Here is a 26,083-nt window from a genome sequence, read left to right on the forward strand (position 1 = left end):
TCCCGATTGCCGGGCCCGGGACCCACGGCGTGCGTGCATGTCCAACTCAACTCACGCACTCCGAAGCCGTGCCGCCAGCCTGCGCGCGCTGGCGGCCGCCATCGAGACCACGCCAGCCATGCACCTCGATCGAGACGCCGGCATCGACACCTGGCGCGGGCCGCGACCGGCCGCCTGCTATCGAGTCTTGATCGACGCGCAGCGACGCGTTCACGAAGCCGCCGAGGAGCTGCGCCGCGAGGCGTGGGAGCTGGAGCTGCGCGCCGAGGAACTCGAGTACCTGGCGCGGGTGCTCGGGTGAGCGCGCCCGTCGGCTACGACCTCGATCGGGTGCGCCACCTCCGGCGCCAGACGCTGGTGGCGATCGATGCACTCCGGCCGCTGTCGCACGTCGACGCCGCTTCGGCCTTGCGGGTCGTGCTCGAAAGCCAGTGGATGCCCGTGCTGACGGCGATCGAACGTCACGACCCGCTCGCCGGACACCTGGCGACGTACCGACCGCTGCGTGGCCGCGACACCGACTGGTTGATCGATCGTCTGCTCGAGCTCGACGTCGACCACGGCGGCACCTTCGTGCCGGTCGATCAGAGCGAGTTCGAGGACCTTGCTGCGGAGATGGTCCTACGAGCCCACGACGACCCTGACGTCGCACAGCGACTCGTCGAGTTCGGTGATCGTGACCTGGTCGTCCTTGCCGCTGTGGCGGGCGGCGCACCGGCTGCATGGTTGCTCGACATGCTCACCTTCCGGTTCGGGGCCGAACCGACCCGGGGGGACGGCGACCCCGCGGAACGTGGAGACGTGACGTCGACGGCGCTCGCCTATCTCACCACCCGTCCCGGTGCAGCTGATCTGCTGCTCGACGACGAGTGGGCGATGGGGGCGATCATGACCGACTCCCGCCTCGACACCGACGTCGTCGCGAGCCTCGTCGCGACCGCCGTGATCGACGCCGTCGACGCCCGCGAACGCTTCTTGTCGTTTCTGCCGTGGGCCGGGCGCGGCGACTTCCCGCCGGGCGTGTCCCGCGGGTTGGCGGTCGGGTTCGCGGCGGTCGCGTCCGGTCTCGCCCCGCAGCTCGACCACGGCAATCACGTCGCCGACATCGTCGACGACTCGGTCCACCACGACGACCTCGTGGCGCTCTTTTCGCGGATCGTGGTCGATCAGGTCGCGCACGACACCCTCGTGGGCATCATGGCCGAGGTCGTCGATCGGGCGGTGCCGGTCGGACTGTCGATCGCCGGTGCGGTGACCGGCGACCCGGTTGGCGCAGCGACGGCGCTGGGGTCCGAGCTCGCCGCGTCGGTGAACCTCGTGCGGCTGATCTTCTCGGACGGGCGATACGTCGCGCAGCGTCGCTTCGACGTAGCGTTCGCTGCGCACCTCCGGCACGCATCGGGCCAGATCGGTATCGTCGACGGCCTGATCGGGCTCGCTCCAGGATCGGCGACCGTGCGCTTCGTCACTCGAACGCTGTTCCGTTTCGCCAGCGGGCACCTGCTGACGGACGGTCCCGAACGGGTGCCCGATGCGAACACCGTCGAGCGCCTCGACGGCGTGATCGCGCTCCTGGCCCTGCAGCACGTGACAGCGTCGGATGAGACCTGGCGCCTCGCCGGCTTCGACTCGCTCTCGGACCCGGCCGCTCGACGGCTCCGCGAGCTCGCTGACCCCGATGGCGCGTCCGAGCCGGTCGATGCGTCGAGCCTCGAGCGGCTCCTCGTCGAACTCGACCTGCCCGCCGCCGACGAGGCCCGCGTGCGCAACTGGTTGGTCACGGTCGTCAACGCCGCCGGCGCCGACCCGTGACGTGCTCGCTCATGCGACCAGCGCGGGTCGCGAGCTCGTCGGGTTCGTGGCAGGCTGGACGCATGCAACTTGGCATGATCGGACTCGGCCGGATGGGCGCCAACATGGTGCGACGACTGCGCGACGGAGGCCACGACTGCGTCGTGTTCGACGTGAACGACGCGGCGGTCGCCGAACTCGAAGACGAGGGATTCGTCGGCGCACACTCGCTCGCCGAACTCGTCGCAGCTCTGGAGCCACCGCGGTCGATCTGGATCATGATCCCCGCCGCCTACGTCGACGCCACGCTCGACCGTCTGGTGCCGCTCCTCGACGCCGACGACACGGTGATCGACGGCGGCAACTCGTGGTACCACCTCGACGTCGATCGCAACAAGGTGCTCGAGCCGCAGGGCATCCACTACGTCGACGTCGGCACGAGCGGAGGGATCGCCGGCTTCGAGCGCGGCTACTGCCTCATGGTCGGCGGTGACGACACCGCCGTCGAGCGCTTGGTGCCGATCTTCGAGACCCTCGCGCCGGGCGTCGAAGCGGCCGAGCGCACGCCCGGACGTTCGGGCGACCCGGCGCCGGAGGAACAGGGTTGGCTCCACTGCGGCCCGGCCGGCGCCGGCCACTTCGTGAAGATGGTCCACAACGGCATCGAGTACGGATTGATGTCGGCGTTCGGCGAGGGGCTCAACATCCTCGCGAAGGCCGACATCGGCAAGCCAGGACACGAGTCCGACGCCGAGACCGCATCGCTCGACCAGCCCGAGTACTACCAGTTCGACTTCGACATCGCGAAGGTCACCGAAGTGTGGCGACGCGGGTCGGTGATCACCTCGTGGCTGCTCGACCTCACTGCGGAGGCGTATCTGGCCGACCCGAACCTCGACGCGTTCGCCGGTCACGTCGGTGACTCCGGCGAGGGCCGCTGGACGATCGACGCGGCGATCGACGAAGGCGTCCCCGTGCCGGTGCTGTCGGCGGCGCTGTTCCAACGCTTCAGCTCGCGCGGCCGCTCCGACGTGAGCGACAAGGTCCTCTCGGCGATGCGCGCCGGCTTCGGCGGGCACCAGGAGACGAAGGGTTCGGCCCAGTGAGCGACGCTGGCAATGACACGGTGAACGTGGGCGAACTCCGCGGCGGTGCGTATCTCGACACGACCCAGATCCAGACTCATCAACCGGAGGCCGACGCGCTCGTCCTGTTCGGCGCCACCGGCGACCTGGCGAAACGCAAGCTGTTCCCGGCCCTCTACCACCTCGAACATTCGGGGTCGCTGAAGGTGCCGGTGATCGGCGTGGCCCGAAGCGACTGGTCCGACGAGGACTTCCGAACCCACGCGACCGAGTCGATCGACACCCACGTCGACGATGTCGAGGCACCGGTGATGGCGTCGCTGCGCGAGCGCCTCGATCTCATTCAAGGCGACTACGCCGACGAGGCGACGTGGGCGGAACTGCGTGACACGCTCGATCGCCACGGCTCGAAGACTGCGGTGTTCTACATGGCGATCCCGCCGACGATCTTCCCGATGGTCGCCGAGAAACTGGCGTCGGTGGGGCTCAACGAGCGCGGCCGCATCGTCGTCGAGAAGCCGTTCGGGCGCGATCTCGACTCGGCGATCGAACTCAACCGCACGCTGCACTCGGTGTTCCCCGAGGATCACATCTTCCGCATCGACCACTATCTCGGCAAGGAAGCCGTCGAGGACCTCCTCGTGTTCCGCTTCGCCAACACGCTGCTGGAGCCGGTCTGGAACCGCAACTACGTGCGCAGCGTGCAGATCACGATGTCGGAGACGATCGGCGTCGAAGGCCGCGGGTCGTTCTACGAAGGGGTCGGCGCGATCCGTGACGTGCTCCAGAACCACCTCCTGCAGGTCGTCGCACTGTTGGCGATGGAGCCGCCCGCCGGGCCGGACTCGGGGTTCTTGCAGGACGAGAAGGCGAAGGTGATCAACGCGATGCGCCCGATCGACTGTTCCGCGCTCGTGCGCGGCCAGTACGTCGGCTATCGCGACGAAGCCGGCGTCGACGAGAACTCCGACGTCGAGACCTTCGCCGCGGCACGGCTCGAGATCGACTCGTGGCGATGGGCGGGTGTGCCCTGGTACGTCCGGGTCGGCAAGGGGCTCGCCGAGAACGCGACCGAGGCGGTCGTCGAGTTGCGCGAGCCCCCACGGATGCTCTTCGACGAGGCGGGCAGCCCGCCGCCCGAGCGCAACCTGATCCGGCTGCGGCTCGGCAAGAACGACGGCGTCACGTTCGCCCTGCAGGCCAAGACCCCGGGGCCGAATCTCGACAGCCAGGAGGTCGACATCGACGTCGACTTCGCGGCCGCGCTCGGCGAGCGACAGGACGCGTACGAGCGGCTGCTGGGCGATGCGCTGCTCGGATCGCTGCGCCGCTTCGCCCGCCAGGACGTCGTCGAGAGCACCTGGCGGGTCGTGCAGCCAGCCCTCGACGAGCCAGGCCCCATCTACCCGTACTTCCGCAAGTCGTGGGGCCCGTCCGAGGCCGATCACCTCCTCGCCGACGGCGACGTGTGGTATCCGCCGTCGCCGACGAGATAGCTCCGACACCACCGTGGCGTGGATTCCCATCACGCTGCTCGCCGCGACGTTCCAGATCCTGCGCACGGCTCGCCAACACGAACTGCGCCGCTACCTGAACGTCAACGCCGCTGGGTTCGTCCGCTACGCGTACGGGTTCCCGATGGCACTCGTGGCGTTCGCGATCACGTTCGTGGTGTTCCGCGCCGAGCTGCCGACTCCGCCCTGGCGGTTCTGGCCGATCATCGCCGGTGCCGGTGTCGCGCAGATTCTCGGCACGCTCGCGCTGCTGCGGTCGTTCCAACTGCGTGACTTCGCCATCGGGACCGTCTACGTGAAGACCGAGGTGATCCTCGTCGCCATCGTCTCGGCGGTGGCGCTCGGTGAGCCGCTTGCACCACTCGGTTGGGTTGCAGCGATCGTGTGCATGGTCGGCGTCGCGTGGCTGGCTGCGCCCGACAAGCTCTCCGACGTGGCCCGCAGCGCGGCCGACCCGGCGGCGCTGATGGGCGTAGCGGCCGGCCTCGGCTTCGCCCTCGCCGCCGCCGGGATCCGCGGCGCGTCGAATTCGCTCGGCGACGCCCCGACGTGGAACCGCGCGCTCGTGACGCTCACGGCGATGCTGGCGATCCAGGCGTTGATCAACGGCGCGCAACTCGCGCTGTTCGACCGGGCTGCGCTTCGTTCGGTCGCCGTCCATTGGCGACCGGCGCTCCCGGTCGGCGTGCTCAGCCTGGCCGGCTCCGCGTGCTGGGCACTGGCCGTCACGTTGACCAGCGCTGCCAAGGTCCGCACCCTCGGCCAGGTCGAGTTGGTGTTGGCGTTCGCGATCTCGGCGTTCTGGCTCCACGAACGCCACCGCCGCGCCGAGTACCTCGCCAGCGGCCTGGTGATGCTCGGCGTCGTCGGCGTCGTCGCCCTCGGCTGACGGCCAGCGACCGGCCAGGTGCTCAGTCGACGACGGTCGGGTCGGGGACGACGCTGCGCTGCAGCCATTGGAAGATGCGCCAGCCGGTGTGTTCGGGCGACAGCGTCGACGCCGCGATCCGAGCCGCCTCGTCGCTGATCGCTCGCCCGTTCGGTGCCTTGACGTGGACTTCGGCGACCCGCTCGGCCATCACGAACCACCCCACCGCTGACTCGACGGTCTGGCCGACGGTCAACAGCCCGTGATTGCGCAAGATGCACAACTTGTGCTCACCGATCGCGGCGGCGATCCGTTTGCCGCCGTCGATCGAGAGCACCTCGACCTCCTCGTCATCGAACATCGCCTGATCGAACACGAACGCGCACGACTCCTGGCTGATCGCCCGGAACGGCTCGACGTTGGCCGACCAGGGCGTACCGAATTGGGTGTGCGTGTGCGCCGCCGACACTGCGTCGGGGCGCGCCGCCAGCACCGGCGCGTGGATGTTGTAGCCGGCGGTGTTGACCGCCTCGATGCCGTCGCCCGGCCCGACGAGGACGAGCCGGTCGACGGTCGCCTCACCGAACGGCACACCCCAGTCGAGCAACCAGAAGTGATCGGGCTGTTCCGGATCGCGAGCCGACACGTGCCCGTCGCCGAGCTGTCCCCAGCGCATCGCCGCGAAGATGCGGTAACCGAGCGCACACATGCGCTTGCGGTGCGCTCGCTCGGCGTCGACGTCGCGGGACGTTCCATATGGCTCGACCCCGTCGAAGCTCGGATACTCGCTGTCGTCCATGCCCACACCGTGCCCCCGCCGAGCGGAATCTGTCAACCCGGATGCTCATCCGGCGTGGCTACGTTCGGGGGTATGGCACCTCCCACCGGTCACGTCGTCGCCGTACATCGCAGCGCCGAGCACGAGTTCTCCAAGCGGACGTGTCCGTCGATCTCGGTGGTCCCAGGTCTCGGCGTCGAGGGCGACGCGCACATGGGCTCGCTGGTGACGCACCGGTCGCGGGTCGCACGTGACCCGAGTCAGCCGAACCTGCGGCAGGTCCACCTCGTCGCCGCCGAACTCCTCGAGGAGGTCAACGCCGCCGGCTTCGACGTCTCGCCCGGCCAGATCGGGGAGAACATCACCACCAGCGGGCTGGATCTGATCCGCCTGCCGGTCGGCACGACGCTGCGCATCGGCGAGGCGCTGTTGGTCCTCACCGGGCTACGCAACCCGTGCGTGCAGCTCGACTCGTTCCGAGACGGTCTGCAAGGCGCGATGCTCGGCCGGGACGACGACGGCACGCTGCTCCGCAAGACCGGGGTGATGTCGGTGGTGGTCAACGGTGGGGACATCACCACCGGCGACGAGATCGCCGTGTCGTTCCCGCCCGGCGAGCCGATGCCGATGAAGCAGATCTGACCGGTCGCGCTCACGGACAGGTGACCATCACGGTGAAACCGTCGTCGCCCAACGGGTCGACGAGAACTCCAGCGCTGTCGTAAATCCTGACCCACAGCCTGGGTTCGGCGACAGCGCCGGAGAAGAGTTCGACCGAAATCTCGCCGGGCACCGAAGAACCCGCAGCGTTGTCGTTGAGGGACGCGGTCCAACCGCATCCGACCACGGACGAGTCGAAGGTGACGCTGAAGCTTCCCTCGAATTGCCGCGCGACGGAGCTCACACCCGATCCCGCCAACAACGTCGCACCATCGGTGTCCGCATCGACCTTTGCCCAGCGGAGGCTTCCAGGCGCAGCCATCGGGCCGCACGTGTCCGACAGCGCAACGAACGCATCGTCGTGAGCACCGACGCAGGTGATGCCGACACCCTGAACAGCGCCGGCGAGCGTCGTATCAGCCACCCTGGCCGTGGATCCGGTGGCGAGACTCACGCTGGTATCAGAGCTACCGAAGAAGGGATCCGTACTCCCGGCGCCAGAGAACGACGAACTCCGAACGGTCATCGACGAGTCCATGATGAGACGGGCCCCCTGATTGATGTCCTCCGCGCCGTCGGCGGACGCCGTGACGGTGGCCATCGTCGCGGTCGCCTGGATCATCTCGACGCCGATGGCCCACTGCCCGCCGCTCGCGGTCGCGACGACGTCGGTCAACGTCGCCGTCGAGGAGTCGATCTGCACCCCGCGGGTGTCTGATCCGCCGGTGGCGGTTGCGACCACGTCGGTCAGCGTCGCCGTCGAGTCGACGTTGGTGATGCCCACGGCCGCCACACCGCCGACGCCGTTCGCGGTTGCGGTGACATCGGACATGATCGTCGTCGAGTTCGTGTTGAAGATGGCAACGTTGCTGATCGTGCCGCCGGCTGCGGTGGCCGTCACGTGGAGCATGGTGAGCGATCCGGTGTTGTAGATCCCGACCGATCCGAGGTCGCCACCCGTGTTGGCGATCGCGAGGTGACGGATCTGTGCGGCGACGACCCCGTCCGAATGGATCGTCGCCCCAGGCGTCGAGAAGTCACTGGCGCACGCACAACCGATGGTGGTGACGCCCTGACCAGAACCTTCGACGTCGACGTGACTCTTCAGGGCCACCGACGCGGTCTCCGTGTAGGCGCCGGGCGCGATCCTCACCAGGTACGGGTTGCTCGCCGACGCATCGGTGATCGACGCCAACGCCGCCGACAACAGCAGGAAGTCACCGCTGCCGTCGTCCGCGACCCAGATCACCCGAGCCGGCGACTCCGCATCGACACCGGCCGCACCGGGATCGCCCTGCGGACCGGGATCGCCCTTCGGGCCGGTGTCGCCGACGTCTCCCTGATCGCCCTGCGGACCGGGATCGCCGACGTCTCCCTGATCGCCTTTCGGACCGGGATCGCCGACGTCTCCCTGATCGCCCTTCGGACCGGGATCGCCGACGTCTCCCTGATCGCCCTTCGGACCGGGATCGCCGACGTCTCCCTGATCGCCCTTCGGGCCAGTGGTGCCGGCCTCTCCAGTGTCACCCTGTGCACCCACGGCGCCGGCCTCGCCCATCTCGCCCTGCGGACCGGCTGGGCCCGCTGGGCCAGCTGGGCCGCCTTCGGACGGGATGTAATAACCGTTCACGTCGATCACCACATTCACCGACCCCGCATTGTTGAACACATCGAACGACCCAGAACCCGACAACGACGACACCACCGCATTCGGCACCGGCGGCTGACCCGGAAACGGATTCAACGACGCCGCCGTCGGACGATCACCCGACGGCCACACCGTCAAGAAGCTCGGAGCCGACGCACCCAACGCCGTGATGTTCAACGACACCCCCGTCGCCGACGACGGGATCCCCTCGCACTCACCGTTGTCGCCCCACACCTCGAACGTCGACGACTCCCCCGCACCCAACGTCGACACCGAACCCACACCCACCGGCGCCGGACGCGTATCCGCCAAACGACACGGCACCACCGGCACGAACACCGACCCCGACCCCCCATCCGACTGCGCCCGCACCGCAACACCCGCAGCCAACAACCCCACCGTCACCAACCCCACCAACGCCAACCGACCACGGCCCACACCAGACTTCGACATCACAACTCCCTCACATCACGACAGACCCAGATGCCCACCAGCCGCAACCTACGCACCACCGATGAGTCACCGATGAGCCGCGGGAAATCGGTGCGTCAGACGGGGAAGCCGCGGCGGGGGACGACGATGACGGTGCCGTCGTCGGGATCGAGGTCGACCGTGACGCAGACGTGATACACCTCGCCGAGACGTTCGGCGGTGAGCACGTCGGCGGCGCTTCCCTCCGCGACCACCGCGCCCTCGTGCAGCATCACCAGCCGGTCGGTGTACGTGCCGGCGAGCGTGAGGTCGTGCAGCGCGGAGATCACCGTGAGCTGCTGCGAGCACCGCAGTTCGGTCACCAACTCGAGCGCCTGCTGCTGATGCCCGATGTCGAGCGCGGAGGTCGGCTCGTCGAGCAGCAGGATCGGCGCCTGCTGCGCCAGCGCTCGGGCCAGTACGACGCGTTGGCGTTCGCCGCCGCTCAACTCGCCGAGCAGGCGGCCAGCGAAGTCACCGAGCCGAAGCCGGTCGAGCACGTCGTCGACGATGCGACGATCCTCCGACGACGGCGCACCGAAATAGGAGACGTAGGGCGTCCGACCGAGCAGGACGTAGTCGGCGGCGGTCATGTCGGACGGCAGGAGCGGCTGCTGCGCGACGTAGGCGATGAGCCGGGAGCGCTCACGATCCGAGAGCTCGCACAATGGATGTCCGTCGACGAACACCTCACCCGAGTGCGGGGTCAAGCCGGCGATCGCCCGGAGCAGCGACGACTTGCCCGCACCGTTCGGGCCGATCACGCCGACCCACTCCCCGGGCTCGACGTCATGGGTGAACGGTGCCAACGCCTCGCGGCGCCGCTTGCCGCTGCCGTACGCGACCCCCACGTCGCTCAGTTGCAGCGAGGTCACAGCGCCACCCGACGGGTTCGCAGCAGGTAGATGAAGAACGGCGCACCGATGAACGCCGTGACGACACCGATCGGTGTCTCGGCCGGGTTCGACAGCATGCGGCCCGGCACGTCGGCCAGGATCAAGAACGCGGCGCCGCCCATCAGCGACAGCGGGAGGAGTCGGCGATGCCCGGCACCGGCGACGAGACGCACGACGTGCGGCACGACGAGGCCGACGAAGCCGATCAGCCCGCTCACCGACACCACCGCCGCCGTGCCGAGCGTCGCCGCGATGACGATCACCAACCGCGTCCGTGTCACCGACACCCCGAGGGTCGTCGCCTCGTCGTCGCCGACGCGGAACACGTCGAGGTGACGGCGATGCACCAGTAGCACGACGCAGCTCACCGCGACGTACGGCAGCACGAGGCGTACGTCGGCCCACGTCGACTGCGACAGGCTGCCGAGGATCCAGCGGAACACCTCGCGGATCACCTCGAGGTTGCGCTGCAGGAGAAACGTCTGCACCGCGGTCACGAACGACACCACGGCGACCCCCGCCAACACGAGCGTCACACCCGAACGGTCGCCGCCGAACGCCGCGCCGACCGTGTAGGTCACCAAGACCGTGGCGACGGCGACGATGAAGGCCACCGTCGGAACCGGGTCGACCGGCCACGTCGCGGTGACGTCACGACCGACCGTGAGCGCGATCGTCGCTCCCAACCCGGCACCCGCCGCCGCGCCGAGCAGATACGGATCGACGAGCGGATTGCGGAACACGCCCTGATAGCTCGCGCCGGCGATCGACAGCATCCCGCCGACGAGCCCGCCGAGCACGACCCTCGGCATCCGCACCTTCCAGACGATCGCCCACTCAGCGTCGGTGACGCCGGTGTCGAACGAGATCCACGGCAGTCGGTTGACCAACTCCAACGGGACGCGCCACCAATCCGGCCCGGCCGGGCCGATCGACGCGCCGAGCAGCACCGCGACGACGAGCAGCGCTGCGGCGCCGGCGAACCAGCGCGCGTCCCGGGAGTCGGTCATGTCGTCGAGTCCGAACTCAGGCGGGCACCGCGGCCTGCTGCACGGCAGCGGCCACTGCTTCAAGGTAGTCGGCGATGCGCGGACCCCAGCGGGACGCGATGTCGTCGTCCATCTCGATCACGTTGCCGTTCTGCACCGCGGCGATCGCGTCGAAACCGGGGCGAGCTGCGACGGTGTCGGCCGTCTCGCCACAGCACTTGGTGTCCGCCAGGAAGATCAGGTCGGGATTTGCGTCGATGAGGAACTCGGCGTTGAGCTGCGGGAACCCGAAACTCTCGGATTCGTCGGCGTCGGCGATGTTGACGAGGCCGAGCAGGCTGTAGACCGCACCGATGAACGTCGTGGAGTCGGCACTGAAGTAGCTGGGGTCGAGCTCGTGGTAGTAGGTCAGCGGCGTCGCGAGTTCGGGGGCGGCGGCGATCGCGGCGTCGATGCGGGTCTGCATGTCGAGCACCACCTCGGCCGCCTCGCCGACTCGGCCGGTCACCGCACCGAGCTGCTCGATCTGTGCGTACACGTCGGCGAAACTGGTCGCAGCCGGCCCGTCCCACGACTCGATCCCCAGCTCGGCGAGTTGGTCACCCAGCCCGGTGAAGTCGCCGCCGATCACGACGAGGTCGGGTTCGAACCCGGCGATCGCTTCGACGTTGGGCTCGAAGCCCGACAGTTCGTTGGGCAGCTCGAGCGCCTCGGCGGGGTAGTTCGAGAACTCGTCGACGGCGACGAGCAGATCGCCCGCGCCGATGGCGAACAGCATCTCGGTGTGCGTCGGACTGAGCGACACGATCCGCTGCGGGCCGTCGGGCTCGGGGGCGTCGGTCGCCACCGGAGCCTCCGTCACGGCTGGGCCTTGCGTCGCAGCCGGAGCGTCGGTTGCAGCAGGCGCTTCGTCGCTGCCGCAGGCTCCGGCCAGGAGCGAGATCCCGGCGAGCAGCGCGACAGATCTGCGCAGTGGGTACTTCTTCATGATGGTTCCTCCAAGGAAACATGGAGGACAAGCGGGGTCTGCCCGAGGGCGAACCTTCCCTTGCCTCGAGGGATGGATATTCGCGGCGTCGGTGCAGGCGACCGGGCTGGTCAGCACGAGGCTGACATCACCGTTGCGGGACAGCGTCGGATTCTCACCGAACTTCGCTCCACTGACGACAGTTCGGCACTGTAGTGGACGTCGGCCTAGTCTCCCTCATCTCATGACCTCCTCCGACGCCCCCATCGAGGATCCCCGCCCCGACGGCCTCCGCCGCGCCGATTCCCTCGTCGTCGTCAACACCGGCAACGGCAAAGGCAAGTCGTCGTCTGCGTTCGGGATGATGATCCGCGCCGTGGCCCGCGACTGGAATGTCGCCGTCGTGCAGTTCATCAAGTCGGGGAACTGGAACGTCGGCGAGGAGAAGATCGGACGTCAGCTCGGCGTCGACTGGCACGCCTTCGGCGACGGGTTCACGTGGGACTCCGCCGATCTCTCCAACGACATCGCCCACGCCGCGGCCGGCTGGGCGAAGGCGGTCGAGCTCATGCACGCGGGCGAGCACCAGCTCGTCATCTTCGACGAACTGACGTATCTGTCGTCGTTCGGATGGCTGGCCATCGAGGAGATCGTGCAGCCGATCCGTGACCGACCGCGCCACGTCAACGTGATCGTGACCGGCCGCGACGCTGCTCCGGAGTTGATCGAACTCGCCGACACGGTCACGGAGATGACCGAGATCAAGCATGCCTACACGCAGGGCATTCGCGCCATGCGCGGCCTCGACTTCTGAACGCCCGCCGTGATTCCTGCGAGCCTGCGCCCATGTCGCTGAAGTTGTGCCCATGTCGCTGACCCTGCTCATCGGCGGTGCCCGCAGCGGCAAGAGCTCGCTGGCCGTCGACATCGGTCATCGTCACCACGCAGCTGGCGATGCGGTGACCTACCTCGCAACGGCCCCGGCCGTCGACGACGACATGGAGCAGCGGATCGAACGCCATCGCTCCGAGCGGCCGACGACGTGGGCAACGATCGAAGAACAGCACGACCTCGCCGCGGCGGTCGAGTCCGTCCCGTCGGGGCTGGTGATCATCGACTGCTTGACGCTGTGGACCTCGAACCTGATGTGGGACGGGCTCGACGACGATGCCATTCGTTCGGTCGCGTCGACGACGGCTGCACAGTGCGCGCAGCGTCGCGACCCGGTGGTGGTGATCACGAACGAGGTCGGGCTCGGCGTGCACCCCGACACCGAGTTGGGTCGCCGCTACCGCGACACCCTCGGCTGGGTCAACCAGACGTGGGCTGCGGCTGCTGGCACCGCGCTGCTGTTGGTCGCAGGCAAAGCGATCCCGCTCCACGACCCCTTGGAGACTCTCGGTCGATGAGCCTGCTTCGCGATCGTCTCGACGGCCTTCCGGAGCCCGACCACGCAGCACGCGACGCCGTGGCCGCTCGTGCCGCCGAGGTGCTCCGACCGGCCGGCGCACTGGCCTGGCTCGATGACGTCGCCGCCTGGCTCGCCGGATGGCAGCGGACCGCGACGCCGTCGGTCGAGCGGCCAGCGGCGCTCGTGTTCGCGGGCGACCACGGTGTCGCCGCGGCCGGCGTCAGCAACTACCCGTCCGACGTCACTGCGGTGATGCTCGATGCGACCCGCCAGGGCCGCGCCACGATCAACGCGTTCGCCCACGCCATCGGGGCGAGCGTCACGGCAGTGGACGTCGGCGTCGGCCAGCCGACCCACGACATGCGCCACGAGGCCGCGCTCTCGCCGGAGCGATTCGACGAGGTCACCCGGCTCGCCTTCGACGCCGTCGACGCACTCGACTGCGACCTGCTGGTGCTCGGCGAACTCGGGATCGGCAACACCACGGCGGCGGCAGCGGTCGCAGCGGCGATCGCCGGCGGTGAGGTAGCCGTGTGGGTCGGTCGCGGCAGCGGCATCGACGACGAGGGCCTCGACCGCAAGCGCGCTGCAGTGCAGGAATCGGTCCGTCGCATCGCCGGGGTGATCGACCCCCTGGAAATCCTGCGCGAAGTCGGGGGCTCGGAGTTGGTCGGGATGGCGGCGGCCGCCGTCGCCGCTCGACACCGCTCGATTCCCGTCGTCCTCGACGGCTACATCTGCACAGCCTCGATGGTGCCGCTGCACCTGGCCGAGCGGACCGCGCTCGACCATTGCATCGTCGGTCACTGTTCGGCCGAACCCGGCCATCGCAAACTGCTCGAGCGGCTCGACAAGGCGCCGCTGCTCGATCTCGACATGCGCCTCGGCGAAGGTTCCGGCGCGATGGCCGCCGTTCCGCTCGTCAAGATGGCCTGCGCCGGGGTGGTCGGCGTCGCCACGTTCGGCGAATGGTTCGGCGAGTCCACCTGACGCCGATGCGAGCAGTGCAGTGAGATCCAACGGATTCCGGCCCAACGGACTGCTCGGCGCAGCACAATTCTTGACGCGGGTGCCGATCCGGTTGCGGGCGGCTCCCGACCTCACGGCGTGCGTTCCCTGGTTCGCGGCGGTGGGCGCGCTGATCGGTGTCGTGCTCGGTGGGGTCGCCGCCGGGCTGATGGAACTCGTGCCGGCCACGGTCGCCGCTGCGGTCGCCGTGACGCTGGGCCTGGTGCTCACCGGGGCGTTCCACGAAGACGGGCTCGCCGACACCGCCGACGCGATGGGAGGCTGGACGCCCGAGCGACGGCGCGAGATCCTCAAGGACTCGCGTCACGGCAGCTATGGCGTGGCAGCGATGTGCTCCACGATCGTCATCCGCATCGTGTGCATCGCAGCGCTCACGCCGGCAGCGGCGTTCGCCGGTCTGGTCGCGGCGCACACGTTGGGTCGGGGCGCGGCCGTTGCGGTGATGGCGACCGCTCCACCAGTTCCGACCGAGGGCCTCGGCGCCGACTACACCCGCACCCTGTCACGCGGTCGAGCCGCTGTGGGTGTCGGTGCCGCGATCGCCGTCGGAGCGCTCGCGGTCGGCTGGTGGGTCGTGCCCCTCGCTACCGCAGCGGCCGTCGGTGCCGCTGCCGTCGCACGGCTCGCCCGCCGAGCGTTCGGTGGCGTGTCGGGCGACATCCTCGGCGCCGTCGAACAGGTCGGAGAATGCCTCGTGCTCATCGTGGTGACCGGGCTCGCCCTCCGCCATCCGATCTGGTGGGCTCGGTAGCCTGCCGATCGTGTCCGACGCTCCCCCACCTCGTACGTCACCGATCGCGCACGTCGCGCAGCTCGGTCGCGGATTCGCGATGGGCACTGCCGACATCGTGCCCGGCGTCTCCGGAGGCACGGTGGCACTCGTCCTCGGGATCTACGACCGCCTGATCCACAACGTCCGCGAAGGCGCTCGCGGGCTCAAGCAACTGCTCACCGGCGACATGGCGTCATTCCGCTCCACCGTCACCCGCATCGAATGGCTCTGGCTGATCGCCCTGCTCGGCGGCATCTTGCTGGCGATCGCAACGCTGTCATCGATCCTGGAACGATTGCTCGACGAGGAGGCGATCGCGATGTCGGCGCTGTTCCTCGGCCTCGTCCTCGGCTCGGTCTGGGTCGCCTGGCAACTCCTCGACCGCATCGACGTTGCGGCGATCGCCATCATCGTCACCGTCGCCGTCACCCTGTTCTTCGTCTTGGGGCTGCGCTCCGACACCGAGGTCGCCGACACCGCCGAAGAGATCGTCACCCAGCCGCTGTGGATCTTCTTCCTGTCGGGATCATTGGCGATCTGCGCCATGATCCTCCCCGGCATCTCGGGGTCGTTCATCTTGGTGATGATCGGGATGTACACCGAGGTGCTCGGCGCCGTCAACGACCGCGACATCGCCTCACTGCTCGCGCTGGCACTCGGATGCGTGGTCGGCCTCGCGTTGTTCTCGACGCTGTTGAGTTGGCTGCTCGATCACTACCACCACGCGGTCATCGCCGCGATGATCGGCTTGATGATCGGCTCGACCCGGGTCCTCTGGCCGTGGCCGAACGGCACCCACACGACACGCCTCGAAGCCCCGAGCGGCGACGTCATCGTGCCGGTGATCCTGTTCGTGGTCGGTCTCGCCGTCGTCGTGGCCGTCGAACGGCTCGGTCGACGCGTCGTCGCCAGCTGATTCCCTATCGGGGATCGACGGACGACGCTCAGGCGAACAGGTCGGCGAGTCGCCGGATACCTTCGATCAGGTCGTCGTCGCCGAGCGCGAAGCTGAACCGTCCGTAGCCGGGCAGCCCGAAGGCTTCACCGGGCACGAACGCCACCTTGGCCTCCTCGAGCACGATGTCGGCCAATTCGACCGTGGTCGTCGCGACCTTGCCGTTGATGTCGCGACCGAGCAGCCCCTGCATGTCGGGATAGCAATAGAACGCCCCCTGCGGCTCGGGACAAGTCACCCCGTCGATCGCGTTGAGCATCTCGTGCATGATCCCGGCGCGACGAGCGAACGCTTCGCGCATCATCACCACGTCGTCGAGCGAGCCCTCCAAGGCAGCGATCGCGGCTCGCTGTGCCACGTTGGTGACATTGGACGTGGCATGGCTCTGGAAGTTGGTGGCCGCCTTGATGACGTCGACCGGACCGATCATCCAGCCGACTCGCCAGCCGGTCATCGCGTAGGTCTTGGCGACGCCGTTGACGATCAGACATTGCTCGGCCAGGTCGGGAACGAGCACCGGCATCGACGAGAACTCGTGCGAGCCATAGGTGAGGTGCTCGTAGATCTCGTCGGTGATCACCCACACGCCGTTTGCGACGGCCCACTCACCGATCGCCTTGACGGCCTTGGGCGGATACACCGCACCCGACGGGTTGTCGGGGCTCACGAACAGCAGCACCTTGGTGCGGTCGGTCTTGGCCGCATCGAGTTGCTCGATCGTGACCTGGAACCCGGATTCGGCGTCGGTGTCGATGACGACCGGCACACCGCCGGCGAGGGTGATCGCCTCCGGATACGTGGTCCAGTACGGAGCCGGGCAGATGACCTCGTCGCCGGGATCGCACAGGACGGCGAAGGCCGTGTAGACCGCATGCTTGCCGCCGCAGGTCACGAGCACATTGCTGGCATCACAGTCGAATCCCGAGTCACGCAGCGTCTTGGCCGCGATCGCCTGCTTCAACTCCGGGAGTCCACCGGCCGGCGTGTACTTGTGGTTCTTCGGGTCGGCACAGGCCGCGATGGCGGCATCGACGATGTGCTGCGGCGTCGGGAAGTCGGGTTCACCGGCGCCGAACCCGATGACGTTCTCGCCGGCGGCCTTCATCGCCTTGGCTTTGGCATCGACGGCGAGCGTGGCGGAGGGCTGAATGGCGGAGAGTCGTTGGGAGGTGCGCTTCACGCCCGCGAGGTTACTCCCGGGCCCGCACGCTGATGAGGGTGGATTCGAGCCGGAAGCCGAGACGTGTCGACGACCGTCGATGGCGGCATGCTTGGGGAGTGAGTCTCGACCCCGCTTCGATCACCATCCCCAGCGAACTGCTTCCCGGCGACGGCCGCTTCTGCTGCGGTCCGTCCAAGGTTCGTCACGAGCAGGTCGACGCGATCGTCGCCGCTCGCGACACATTGCTGGGCACATCGCACCGCAAGCCCCCCGTGAAGCAACTCGTCGGCGCCGTACGGGCCAAGCTCAGCGACCTGTTCCGGTTGCCCGACGGGTGGGAGATCGTGCTCGGCAACGGTGGCTCGACCGTGTTCTGGGACGTGGCGACCTTCGGCCTGGTGGGCGAGCGCAGCCAGCACGCCGTGTTCGGTGAGTTCTCGTCGAAGTTCGCCGAAGCGTGTGCGGCCGCGCCCCATCTCGGTGAGCCGTCGATCGTGCGCAGCGAGGTCGGCACCCATCCGACCCTGCACGCCGAGGACGGCATCGACCTCTACGCGCTCACGCACAACGAAACCTCCACCGGCGTCGCGATGGACCTGCGGCGCCCCGACGGCACCACCGCCGACTCCGGCCTCGTCGCGGTCGATGCGACGTCGGCGGCTGGCGGCCTGCTGTGGGACCCGAACGAGGTCGACGTCTACTACTTCGCCCCGCAGAAGTGCTTTGCGTCCGACGGCGGACTCTGGCTCGCCGCGTGTTCGCCTGCAGCGATCGAGCGGATCGGCGAGATCGGGTCGTCGGACCGCTGGCGGCCGGCGTCGCTCGACCTCGCGATCGCCCTCGACAACTCGGTGCAGAACCAGACCTACAACACGCCGGCCCTGGCCACGCTGATCATGCTCGACGCTCAGCTCGACTGGATGTTGTCCAACGGCGGCCTCGCATGGGCGGCCGGACGCAGCGCCGCGTCGGCGACGACGTTGTACGACTGGGCCGACGCACGCGAGTGGGCGACCCCGTTCGTCACCGATCCGGCCCAGCGCTCCAACGTGGTGGGCACGATCGACCTCGACGACTCGATCGACGCCAACGACGTCTGCGCCGTGCTGCGCGCCAACGGCATCCTCGACACCGACGCCTACCGCAAGCTCGGCCGCAACCAGTTGCGCGTCGGGATGTTCCCCGCCATCGAGCCGGCCGACGTCGAAGCCCTCACTCACTCGATCGACCATGTGGTGGCCGAACTGGGATGAGTATCGATCTCGGACCCGTGCTCGAGTTCAGCGCCGACGAGGTCGGCGAGCTGCAGCGACCGGTCATGCTGGTCGGGCTCGAAGGCTGGTTCGACGTCGGTGGCGCAGCGACCCAGGCTGTCGAGGCGTTCACCGACTCCGACCGATCGCTCGTCGTCGGCTCGATCGACCCCGACCCGTTCTACGACTTCACCCAGCAGCGTCCGCACGTGTCGGTCGACGACGACATCCGGACGATCTCGTGGCCGACCAACGAGTTCGTGGTCCAACGAAATCCGGGCGAGCGTGACGTCGTCGCGCTGATCGGAGTCGAGCCGCACCTTCACTGGCCGGCCTACATCGACAGCATCGTGACGGTGGCGCGTGCGCTCGGCTGCGAGGCGGTCGTCACCGTTGGGTCGGCGGCCGAGGCGATCCCTCACACACGCACGCCCCCCGTCACCGGCAGTACCGCCAATCCTGATCTCGCACGAGCGCTGGGCCTCGTGGCTCCGTCGTACCAGGGCATCACCGGCGTCGCCGGCGTCTTGCAAGCAACGCTCGAAGCCGCTGGCCTCCCCGCCGTCTCGCTGCGCGTGGGGATTCCGCATTATCTGATGAACGCCGAACACCCGCAGGCGACCGCAGCGTTGGCGCGACACCTGAGCCATGTGCTCGGAATTCCCGCCGGCGCGGCGATCGGCGAGCGGATGAGCGATCAGATGGCGTCGTGGCGCGAGATCCACGACGAAGTGGTCGGCAACGACGATCAGCTCCGCATGTACGTGCGCATGCTCGAAGCCGAGTTCGACCGGCGAGCCGAAGCGTCGATCCCCAGCGCCGACGACCTCGCCGACGACTTCGAGACGTTTCTCCGCCAGCAGCGCGACCGCCCCGCCGACGACTGAACGACCCCGTTCACACGCCGATCAGGTGACGTTGTGGTCAATTGACCACTCTCAGAGGTCAAGACTTGGTCAAGCATGAGCCTGCGCACTTGAACTGCGGACACTCGACATCTTGAATGGTCGTCGGAACGGAAAGGAGTGCCCGTGGTCACGCGGACGGCAGTGGACACTCGGACAACGAGTTCGGCGCTCAGCATGCGCCCGCCACGCCACCGTTGCTGCGCGCCACCCCGGCCGGCCCACCAGGAGGTCCTGGTGAGGTCACGATGACCTCACCATCCGCTCCGCCAGGCTGGGCCGTTCCCGCGGTGTATGCGCTCGCAGCGGCCATCGCTGTCGCCGCTGTCGGGCTCACCGCCACGACACCGAATCTCGGTGCAGCCGCCTTCGACAGCCCGTGGTGGTTGATCTTCCCGATCGGCATGGGTTACTTCCTCGCCGAGCGGTTCCCGTTCACCATCGAGTTCCGCCGCGAGACGATCGCGTTCTCGTTGACCGAAGTCCCGACCGTCTTCGCGCTCGCGTTCCTCGGCCCGATCCCGGCGATGACCGCACGAATCGCCTTCGCCTTGGCGGCGATGCTGAGTCGACGGCGACCACCGCGGTTCAAGCTGGTCTTCAACGCGGCCATGTTCGCGTTCGAGTCCGCACTCGCCTTTGCCGTCGTGCGCCGCCTGTCCGGCGCGACGGAGCCAGATGCAGGCTCGTTCATGCTGGCCGCCGCCGCGTCGGTCACGATCGCCACGCTGGCTGGCTACCTCGCCATCAGCATCGTGGTCGCCTTCTTCGCCGGCGATTTCCGCACCCGCTTCCAGGCTGAAGTGCTGACGAGCATGGCAACCGCTGGCACGGGCGCGCTCATCGGGGCGGTCGCCGTGGCTCCGGCGTTGTTCGGCCTGCAGTACGCAGCGCTGTCGATCCTGCCGATCGTCGCTGCCTGGGTCAGTCTTCGGCGTCACGGCACCCTGTCGCAGGCCCATCGCGACCTGACGGATCTGCACTCGTTCAGCACGATCCTCGATCAGTCGCTGCACCTCGACGACCTCGCACCGCGGGCCCTCGACGAGATCGCCCGCCTCGTGCACGCCGAACGGGTCACCCTGCGCCTGACGAACACGGCCGGCGACCAGTTGTTCAGCCACGGCGCACCGATCGACGTCGACGAGGTGCCGGCGAGTCGGCGGGGCGCGTTCCTCCCCGACGACGAGATCGTCGCCGGCAGCAGCCTCGCTCGGTGCGGCTCGTTCATCGTGCCGATCGTCGCAGACGACAATTTCCTCGGCGTGATCGCCGTGGCCGGACGCTCCCAAGGCGCCTTCTCGTTCGACGAATCCGACGTCTCCAGGGCGACCGATCTGGCCGAGCAACTCGGTTCCAGCATCCGCAACGGACTGCTTCATGCCTCCGTCGAGCACGCAGCGACACATGACGCCCTCACCGGCGAACCCAATCGGTCGGCGTTCGAGGCGCGTCTGCGCCGAGAGATCGCTGCGGACCACTCGACGCATCTGGCCGTGATCGTGCTCGACCTCAACCAGTTCAAGGAAGTGAACGACACGCTCGGCCATCACGTCGGCGATCAGGTGCTCGTCGAGTTCGCACGACGCGTCCGCTCGGTCCTCGACGACGACGACATGCTCTCGCGATTCGGCGGTGACGAGTTCGCCATCCTGATCCGGCGGGCCAACGTCGACGAGGTCCGCCAGTTGGCCGAACGGATTCTCTCGATGTCGTACACCCCGCTGCGCCTCGACGGGTGTGATGCCGTGGTGACGTCCAGCATCGGCATCACATTCGTCGGCAGCGAGACGCTGCCGGCCAGCATCCTGCGTCGAGCCGACATCGCCATGTACGCCGCGAAGAACCAGCGCATCGGTATCGAGGTCTACCGCGAGGAGATCGACCGACGGACACCTGCCCGGCTGTCGCTGCTCGGCGATCTCCGCTCGGCGATCGAGCGTGATCGCCTCGAGGTCCACTTCCAGCCGAAGGTGGAACTCGCGACGTCTCGCGTCATCGGTGCAGAGGCGCTGGTGCGCTGGCAGCACCCCGATCGCGGCTGGGTAGCTCCCGACGACTTCATCGGCGTCGCCGAGGACAGCGGCTTGATCCGCCTGGTCACCGACGTGGTGCTCACGAAGTCGATCGAACAGGCCACACTCTGGCAGCGCCTCGGCTACGACCTCGACGTCGCGGTGAACCTCTCGGCGCTCGACCTGCACGACGAAGACCTCGCTCGACGCATCGACGCCAAGCTCTCCGACCACGGGCTCGATGCCAGCCGGCTCATTCTCGAGATCACCGAGTCAGCGTTGATGGTCGACACCGACCGAACGATGGGCACCATCGACCAACTCGACCGATTGGGCGTGCGACTCTCCCTGGACGACTTCGGCACCGGCTACTCGTCGCTGAGCTATCTGCGCCGACTCCCGGTCGCAGAGCTGAAGATCGACCGCAGCTTCGTCAGCGATCTGCTCCTGAACGTCAACGACGACGTGATCGTGCGTTCGACCATCGACCTCGGCCACAACCTCGGCCTGCGCATCGTGGCCGAAGGTATCGAGAACATGCAGGTGTACGACCGGTTGGCCGCGCTCGGTTGTGACACCGGGCAGGGCTACGGCATCGCCCGCCCGCTCGCACCGGAGTCGTTCGCTCAGTGGCTGGAGACCACGACGCATGACGTCGCCCGCCAACCGGTGAACGTCATCCGGCTGCGGCGAAACCCTGCGTGAGGTCGGCGAGGATGTCGTCGATCGACTCCAACCCCACCGACAAACGAATCAGCCCCGGGGTCACGTCGGACGCCGCCTGCTCTTCGGGCGTCAACTGGCTGTGCGTGGTCGACGCCGGATGGATGACGAGGCTGCGAGCGTCACCGATGTTCGCGACGTGGCTGTGCAACGTCAGACCCTCGACGAACTTCTTACCGGCCTCGATACCACCGACGATCTCGAACGCGAGCACCGAGCCGTAGCCCTTGCCGCCGCCGAGTTCCTTCGCCCGATCGTGCCACGGGCTCGACGCCAGTCCGGCGTAGTTGACCGAGACGACCCGGTCGTGCGCGTCGAGGAACTCCGCCACACGCTGCGCGTTGGACCAGTGGCGCTCCATCCGAAGACTGAGCGTCTCGAGGCCCTGGAGGAACATGAACGCATTGAACGGCGAGATGGCCATACCGACGTCGCGCAACAGCTGCACACGGGCCTTGAGGATGAAGGCGCCATGGCCGAGGCCGGGCCAGTACGGCAGGCCGTGGTAGCTGGGATCGGGTTCGTTGAAGTTCGGGAACCGCTCGGCATCGCCGTAGTCGAAGGTTCCGCCGTCGATGATCGCCCCGCCGATGGAGGTGCCGTGACCGCCGATGAACTTGGTGAGGCTGTGCACCACCACGTCGGCACCGTGCTCCAGCGGGCGGATGAGGTACGGCGTGGCGACGGTGTTGTCGACGATGAGCGGCACGCCGACCTCATGTGCGACCGTGCTGACGCCCTTGATGTCGAGCACGTCGTTCTTCGGGTTCGGCAACACCTCACCGTAGAAGCACTTCGTCCGCGGTGTCGATGCGGCACGCCACTGCTCGAGGTCGTGCGGATCGTCGACGAAGGTGACCGAGATGCCCATCTTCGGCAAGGTGTAGTGGAGCAGGTTGTAGCTGCCGCCGTACAGCGACGGCGACGCAACCACGTGGTCGCCGGTTTCGGCGACGTTCATGATCGCGAGTGTCGACGCCGCCTGGCCGGAGCTGACTGCCAGCGCTCCCGGCAGCCCGATCGCCGTGATGCAGCCGCCCTCGAGGGCGTTCAACCGCGCCTCGAGCGCCCCTTGGGTCGGGTTCATGATGCGGGTGTAGATGTTGCCGACCTCGCTGAGCGAGAACAGGTTCGCAGCGTGGTCGGTGTCGCGGAACTCGAACGACGTCGTCTGGTAGATCGGAACCGCCCGCGCCCCGGTCGTCGGGTCGGGCTCACCTCCGACGTGAATCTGCTTGGTCTCGAATCCCCACTGATCGCTCATGAGCGGAGAATCTAGACGTTTATTCTTGACCAGACAAGTCGGGATTTGCGGTGGCCGTCTCCGCGTCGAAAAACGGCAGGGGTGTCGAAAACCAGCAGGGGGACACCCGAAGGTGTCCCCCGTTTGCCGGTCGCATCGACTTCGATCACACGGGAGGGATGGTGACGGGGAAGCCGATGCGGCGGTTGCAGCGATGCGTTGCACCGCGTTGTTTCAGACAGGACGCTATCCGCCGAAGAAAGTCGCGAAACCGCGAAAGAAAAAGTTTTGACGACCTCTAAGACACTTGCGTCAGCAAGAAAACGGCCGAGCATCGGGGCACGGATCGAGCCAGGAGCCGAGATGCCGATTCAGGCGGTGGCTTCGCCTTCGAGCATGGCCTCGGCGTCGACGGGTTCCGGACGCTCACGTTCGACGATGGAGTCGAGCAGACGCGAGTTCGGCACGAACACCGTGGTGCCACGCGCATCGACCTCGACCACGGTCGGATGCACCTCGACGACGACGCCCTCGACGATCGATTCCGACGTCGGCGATCCCGAACGCACGAGCGCTCGGATTCGATCGCCCGCCCGCAACTGAGTGCGCCAGGCGCGTCCCGCTGCGATCTCTCCAGCTACTTGACGCCCGCCGAGCCCCGTCAGCAACGCGATCGAACCTGCCAGGCCCAACAGCAGCGCGGCCACCGCGATGTTGATCACCGCCGTGTCGACCTTCGTCTGACCTGCTGCCACGATCGCCCCACCGCCGAGGATGGCGACCTTCGCGATCATCGGCGCGAACCGGGCCGCTGCGCCCGTTCCGGCGAGTGACTTGGCGACCGCGGCCGCCGCGAAGGTCGAAGCGACATTTGCTCCGATCACGATGATCAGCGCCGAGATCGCTCGAGGAAGAAAGGCGATCGTGTCATCGCCCAACTGCTCGAGTTCGTCAGGAGCCACGAAGCCCAGTGCGACAAACAGCCCGATCACGACCCCGGCTGACAACGCGAGACCGGCGAGCGCCGACGACGAGTCCCGCACCGCAGCGATCTTGCTCTTGGCGAGTTGCGCGGCGACGACTCGCGACACGATCGTACCGACGGCGGCACCGGCGATGATGGCGAGGACCGCGCTGATCCAGATGTTCATGATTCGTCTCCATCCGGCGGCAGGAACAACTCCGCCGCGTCCTTGCCAATCGAGAACAAGCCCAGGAACAGGCTCAGTTCCCGGTCGGCCCGTTCTCGTTCGTCGATCTTGTTCATCACCCGCTGCGTGAGGTCGGGCGGCGGGGCGTAGATCTCTCGCAACGCATCCGCCAGCGCGTCCTCGTCGCCTCCGCCCTCACGCCCGTCGGCGTCTGCCAGTTCGGACAGTCGCCCGGCGCATTTCGTGCAGTGGCCCACGTGCTCGGCAATCGCGTCGTCGACGTCGGGCGCGCCTTCGAGCCAAGCGACGAGCAGCGCTCGCTTGGGATGCGTCAATGGACGGCCGCTCATCGCTCGTCCTCTCCCGCCCGCCACGCTGCGAGAGCGGTCGCCAGGTAGCGCCGAGACCGCAACAAGCGCGTCTTGACCGTCGACACCGGAATGTCGAGCATGGCAGCGATCTCGTCATACGACATCCCCTCGACCTCGCGAAGCACGACGATCTCACGGCTCAATTCGTCGAGTTCTTCGATCGCTCGACGCAAGTGATCGGCGGCAAGCCGCCCCTCCACGACCCGAGTCGTGCCGATCGGATCCGCCCCTTCCGGGAGCATCGATGGTGCGGTCGCGCTGTCCTTGATCGTGCGGAGCGTCGACACGGCGGAGTTGTGCGCGATCCGCAGGATCCAGCTCCGGATCGAACTCTCTCCGCGGAAGTCGTCGAGATGCTTCCAGACCTTGATGAACGTGTCTTGGGTGACGTCGTCGGCGAGCGATGCGTCGCGGACCACCGAGCGCGCCAGGTGATACACCGCCGTGCTGTGTTCCTCCACGAGCGCGGAGAAATCATGTTCGGTCGACTCAGCCGGTTGAGGCGGCAGTGAGGTGGTGTCGGTCGTCAAGGTGGTGGTCGCGCTCGATCGGGTCAGGACGCGAACCTGCGCCCACCGACATTGTTGCCGATGGGCACCGGTTCCCGCACATGGTGAGTCGTCGGTCGCAGCGACTCGAGGGCCAGCCCCGAGATCCACGATCGACGACGCGTGCATCAGTCGGTTGGATCGGAACCGATGCTGGCCGTCTTCGGCTCGGGGCTGACCTGGTCGTAGACGGCTGGCCAGAAGCGGTCGCGAGCTGCCCAGATACCGCCGACACCGAACTTGATGACGAGGATGAAGCCAAGGCTGTAGACGATCGTCTCGAACAACACGTCGACGACGTCTTCGGCAACCCGCAACTGATCCAGCGCCGCGAACGCTCCGATCAACCAGATCCCCGCAACGGCCACCTTCTTCAGAAGGTCGCCAGTCGAGAGGTGCGCGACCGCCGGGGCGATCAGTTCGCGTACGGCATTCGCGATGACACCCGTGATGACAACGATCACGATCGCGACGACGAGCCTCGGGATGAACGCCACCATGTCATCGATGGCGTTCGAGATGTCGGAGTCGCCGAACACTCCAACTGCGAGTTGCAAGACGAGCAGCATCAGGCCGAAGTAGATGATCTTGACGATCAAGTCGACCGAGTTCGGGTATCCCGCTCGTTCGAGTGGAGCGCCGATTCCGGCCTTGTCCACGTAGCTGTCGAGCTTGATCTTGTTCAGAACTCTCGCGACGGCTTTGCGAATGAGCTTTGCAACGATCCAGCCGATGATGAAGACCGCAAGTGCTGCGGCAAACTTCGGAACGAACGTCGCAACGTCGTTCCAGGCGTCTTCGAGACCCTGTGTCCAATCGATGGCAACCATGTGATTCTTCCCTTTCCCGACCGTCGATCTGACGGTCGGAAAAGGGAC

Annotated in this window: 25 protein-coding genes and 1 riboswitch; of the genes, 14 read left to right on the plus strand and 11 right to left on the minus strand. The window is 67.6% G+C overall.

Annotated features, from left to right (window positions below; genetic code table 11):
- Nucleotides 1-37: 37 nt before the first annotated feature.
- The 5 genes from ACE37B_RS17415 to ACE37B_RS17435 all read left to right on the plus strand — a co-directional run bounded on the left by ACE37B_RS17415 (nt 38) and on the right by ACE37B_RS17435 (nt 5,279).
- Nucleotides 38-301 carry a hypothetical protein gene (locus ACE37B_RS17415; protein WP_409924608.1) on the plus strand — a complete coding sequence of 88 codons (264 nt, stop codon included), beginning with the start codon at nt 38-40 and terminating at the stop codon, nt 299-301.
- Nucleotides 298-1,812 carry a hypothetical protein gene (locus ACE37B_RS17420; protein WP_409924609.1) on the plus strand — a complete coding sequence of 505 codons (1,515 nt, stop codon included), beginning with the start codon at nt 298-300 and terminating at the stop codon, nt 1,810-1,812. The genes ACE37B_RS17415 and ACE37B_RS17420 overlap by 4 nt, the downstream gene beginning before the upstream one ends.
- A 62-nt stretch (nt 1,813-1,874) precedes the next feature.
- Nucleotides 1,875-2,897, plus strand: coding sequence for a phosphogluconate dehydrogenase (NAD(+)-dependent, decarboxylating) (gnd, locus tag ACE37B_RS17425; RefSeq protein ID WP_409924610.1), 1,023 nt, complete (start codon nt 1,875-1,877; stop codon nt 2,895-2,897).
- On the plus strand, nt 2,894-4,372 hold the full coding sequence (gene zwf / locus ACE37B_RS17430) for a glucose-6-phosphate dehydrogenase (RefSeq protein ID WP_409924611.1): 1,479 nt from the start codon (nt 2,894-2,896) through the stop codon (nt 4,370-4,372). The genes gnd and zwf overlap by 4 nt, the downstream gene beginning before the upstream one ends.
- A 13-nt stretch (nt 4,373-4,385) precedes the next feature.
- On the plus strand, nt 4,386-5,279 hold the full coding sequence (locus tag ACE37B_RS17435; protein ID WP_409924612.1) for an EamA family transporter: 894 nt from the start codon (nt 4,386-4,388) through the stop codon (nt 5,277-5,279).
- A 22-nt stretch (nt 5,280-5,301) separates the two neighbouring features.
- Here ACE37B_RS17435 and ACE37B_RS17440 read toward each other — a convergent pair whose 3' ends face one another.
- Nucleotides 5,302-6,057, minus strand: coding sequence for a class II aldolase/adducin family protein (locus ACE37B_RS17440; RefSeq protein ID WP_409924613.1), 756 nt, complete (start codon nt 6,055-6,057; stop codon nt 5,302-5,304).
- A gap of 72 nt (nt 6,058-6,129) precedes the next feature.
- On the opposite strand from ACE37B_RS17440, the gene ACE37B_RS17445 reads away from it, so the two are divergent.
- Nucleotides 6,130-6,678 carry an MOSC domain-containing protein gene (locus ACE37B_RS17445; RefSeq protein WP_409924614.1) on the plus strand — a complete coding sequence of 183 codons (549 nt, stop codon included), beginning with the start codon at nt 6,130-6,132 and terminating at the stop codon, nt 6,676-6,678.
- A 10-nt stretch (nt 6,679-6,688) separates the two neighbouring features.
- On the opposite strand, the gene ACE37B_RS17450 is transcribed toward ACE37B_RS17445, so the two are convergent.
- The 4 genes from ACE37B_RS17450 to ACE37B_RS17465 form a co-directional block, all read right to left on the minus strand.
- Nucleotides 6,689-8,797 (minus strand): hypothetical protein, encoded by a 2,109-nt coding sequence (locus tag ACE37B_RS17450; RefSeq protein WP_409924615.1) that lies wholly within the window; start codon nt 8,795-8,797, stop codon nt 6,689-6,691.
- 95 nt (nt 8,798-8,892) lie between these two features.
- Nucleotides 8,893-9,690: an ABC transporter ATP-binding protein gene (locus ACE37B_RS17455; RefSeq protein ID WP_409924616.1), complete on the minus strand. Its 798-nt coding sequence runs from the start codon at nt 9,688-9,690 to the stop codon at nt 8,893-8,895.
- Nucleotides 9,687-10,721 carry a FecCD family ABC transporter permease gene (locus tag ACE37B_RS17460; RefSeq protein WP_409924617.1) on the minus strand — a complete coding sequence of 345 codons (1,035 nt, stop codon included), beginning with the start codon at nt 10,719-10,721 and terminating at the stop codon, nt 9,687-9,689. The genes ACE37B_RS17455 and ACE37B_RS17460 overlap by 4 nt, the downstream gene beginning before the upstream one ends.
- 16 nt (nt 10,722-10,737) lie before the next feature.
- On the minus strand, nt 10,738-11,688 hold the full coding sequence (locus ACE37B_RS17465) for an ABC transporter substrate-binding protein (RefSeq protein WP_409924618.1): 951 nt from the start codon (nt 11,686-11,688) through the stop codon (nt 10,738-10,740).
- Nucleotides 11,689-11,762: 74 nt separating this feature from the next.
- A riboswitch (cobalamin riboswitch) is annotated at nt 11,763-11,907 on the minus strand.
- Nucleotides 11,908-11,911: 4 nt separating this feature from the next.
- Between ACE37B_RS17465 and cobO the strand changes: the two genes are divergently transcribed.
- Genes cobO through ACE37B_RS17490 form a run of 5 tightly spaced genes read left to right on the plus strand, consistent with a single transcriptional unit; the run spans nt 11,912 to nt 15,795 of the window.
- Nucleotides 11,912-12,481, plus strand: a complete 570-nt coding sequence (gene cobO / locus ACE37B_RS17470; RefSeq protein WP_409924619.1) for a cob(I)yrinic acid a,c-diamide adenosyltransferase — start codon at nt 11,912-11,914, stop codon at nt 12,479-12,481.
- Nucleotides 12,482-12,533: 52 nt separating this feature from the next.
- Complete coding sequence (locus ACE37B_RS17475) at nt 12,534-13,076, plus strand: bifunctional adenosylcobinamide kinase/adenosylcobinamide-phosphate guanylyltransferase (protein ID WP_409924620.1); 543 nt, start codon at nt 12,534-12,536, stop codon at nt 13,074-13,076.
- Complete coding sequence (gene cobT / locus ACE37B_RS17480; protein WP_409924621.1) at nt 13,073-14,068, plus strand: nicotinate-nucleotide--dimethylbenzimidazole phosphoribosyltransferase; 996 nt, start codon at nt 13,073-13,075, stop codon at nt 14,066-14,068. Before ACE37B_RS17475 ends, cobT begins: the two co-directional genes overlap by 4 nt.
- Before the next feature lie 19 nt (nt 14,069-14,087).
- Nucleotides 14,088-14,858 carry an adenosylcobinamide-GDP ribazoletransferase gene (gene cobS / locus ACE37B_RS17485; protein WP_409924622.1) on the plus strand — a complete coding sequence of 257 codons (771 nt, stop codon included), beginning with the start codon at nt 14,088-14,090 and terminating at the stop codon, nt 14,856-14,858.
- Nucleotides 14,859-14,868: 10 nt separating this feature from the next.
- Nucleotides 14,869-15,795 (plus strand): DUF368 domain-containing protein, encoded by a 927-nt coding sequence (locus ACE37B_RS17490; protein ID WP_409924623.1) that lies wholly within the window; start codon nt 14,869-14,871, stop codon nt 15,793-15,795.
- 28 nt (nt 15,796-15,823) lie between these two features.
- Here ACE37B_RS17490 and ACE37B_RS17495 read toward each other — a convergent pair whose 3' ends face one another.
- Nucleotides 15,824-17,014, minus strand: a complete 1,191-nt coding sequence (locus tag ACE37B_RS17495; protein WP_409924624.1) for a pyridoxal phosphate-dependent aminotransferase — start codon at nt 17,012-17,014, stop codon at nt 15,824-15,826.
- Between the two features lie 98 nt (nt 17,015-17,112).
- Between ACE37B_RS17495 and serC the strand changes: the two genes are divergently transcribed.
- From serC to ACE37B_RS17510, 3 genes are all read left to right on the plus strand, one after another.
- Entirely contained in the window at nt 17,113-18,249 is a 1,137-nt protein-coding gene (gene serC, locus ACE37B_RS17500; RefSeq protein WP_409924625.1) for a phosphoserine transaminase, read from the plus strand.
- Nucleotides 18,246-19,136 carry a PAC2 family protein gene (locus tag ACE37B_RS17505; protein WP_409924626.1) on the plus strand — a complete coding sequence of 297 codons (891 nt, stop codon included), beginning with the start codon at nt 18,246-18,248 and terminating at the stop codon, nt 19,134-19,136. The genes serC and ACE37B_RS17505 overlap by 4 nt, the downstream gene beginning before the upstream one ends.
- A 266-nt stretch (nt 19,137-19,402) precedes the next feature.
- On the plus strand, nt 19,403-21,874 hold the full coding sequence (locus tag ACE37B_RS17510) for a putative bifunctional diguanylate cyclase/phosphodiesterase (RefSeq protein ID WP_409924627.1): 2,472 nt from the start codon (nt 19,403-19,405) through the stop codon (nt 21,872-21,874).
- Here the strand turns inward: ACE37B_RS17510 and ACE37B_RS17515 are convergent.
- The 5 genes from ACE37B_RS17515 to ACE37B_RS17535 all read right to left on the minus strand — a co-directional run bounded on the left by ACE37B_RS17515 (nt 21,846) and on the right by ACE37B_RS17535 (nt 26,035).
- Nucleotides 21,846-23,156, minus strand: a complete 1,311-nt coding sequence (locus ACE37B_RS17515) for a bifunctional o-acetylhomoserine/o-acetylserine sulfhydrylase (RefSeq protein ID WP_409924628.1) — start codon at nt 23,154-23,156, stop codon at nt 21,846-21,848. The genes ACE37B_RS17510 and ACE37B_RS17515 overlap by 29 nt on opposite strands.
- 350 nt (nt 23,157-23,506) lie before the next feature.
- The gene (locus ACE37B_RS17520; RefSeq protein WP_409924629.1) at nt 23,507-24,286 is read right to left on the minus strand and encodes a mechanosensitive ion channel family protein; all 780 of its coding nucleotides are present in this window, start codon (nt 24,284-24,286) and stop codon (nt 23,507-23,509) included.
- A complete protein-coding gene (locus ACE37B_RS17525) occupies nt 24,283-24,636 on the minus strand; it encodes a hypothetical protein (RefSeq protein WP_409924630.1) in 354 nt (117 codons plus the stop codon). The genes ACE37B_RS17520 and ACE37B_RS17525 overlap by 4 nt, the downstream gene beginning before the upstream one ends.
- Nucleotides 24,633-25,334 carry an RNA polymerase sigma factor gene (locus ACE37B_RS17530; RefSeq protein WP_409924631.1) on the minus strand — a complete coding sequence of 234 codons (702 nt, stop codon included), beginning with the start codon at nt 25,332-25,334 and terminating at the stop codon, nt 24,633-24,635. Before ACE37B_RS17530 ends, ACE37B_RS17525 begins: the two co-directional genes overlap by 4 nt.
- On the minus strand, nt 25,334-26,035 hold the full coding sequence (locus ACE37B_RS17535) for a mechanosensitive ion channel family protein (protein ID WP_409924632.1): 702 nt from the start codon (nt 26,033-26,035) through the stop codon (nt 25,334-25,336). The genes ACE37B_RS17530 and ACE37B_RS17535 overlap by 1 nt, the downstream gene beginning before the upstream one ends.
- Nucleotides 26,036-26,083: the final 48 nt, after the last annotated feature.

This window comes from Ilumatobacter sp. (assembly GCF_046290335.1).
GTDB lineage: Bacteria > Actinomycetota > Acidimicrobiia > Acidimicrobiales > Ilumatobacteraceae > Ilumatobacter_A.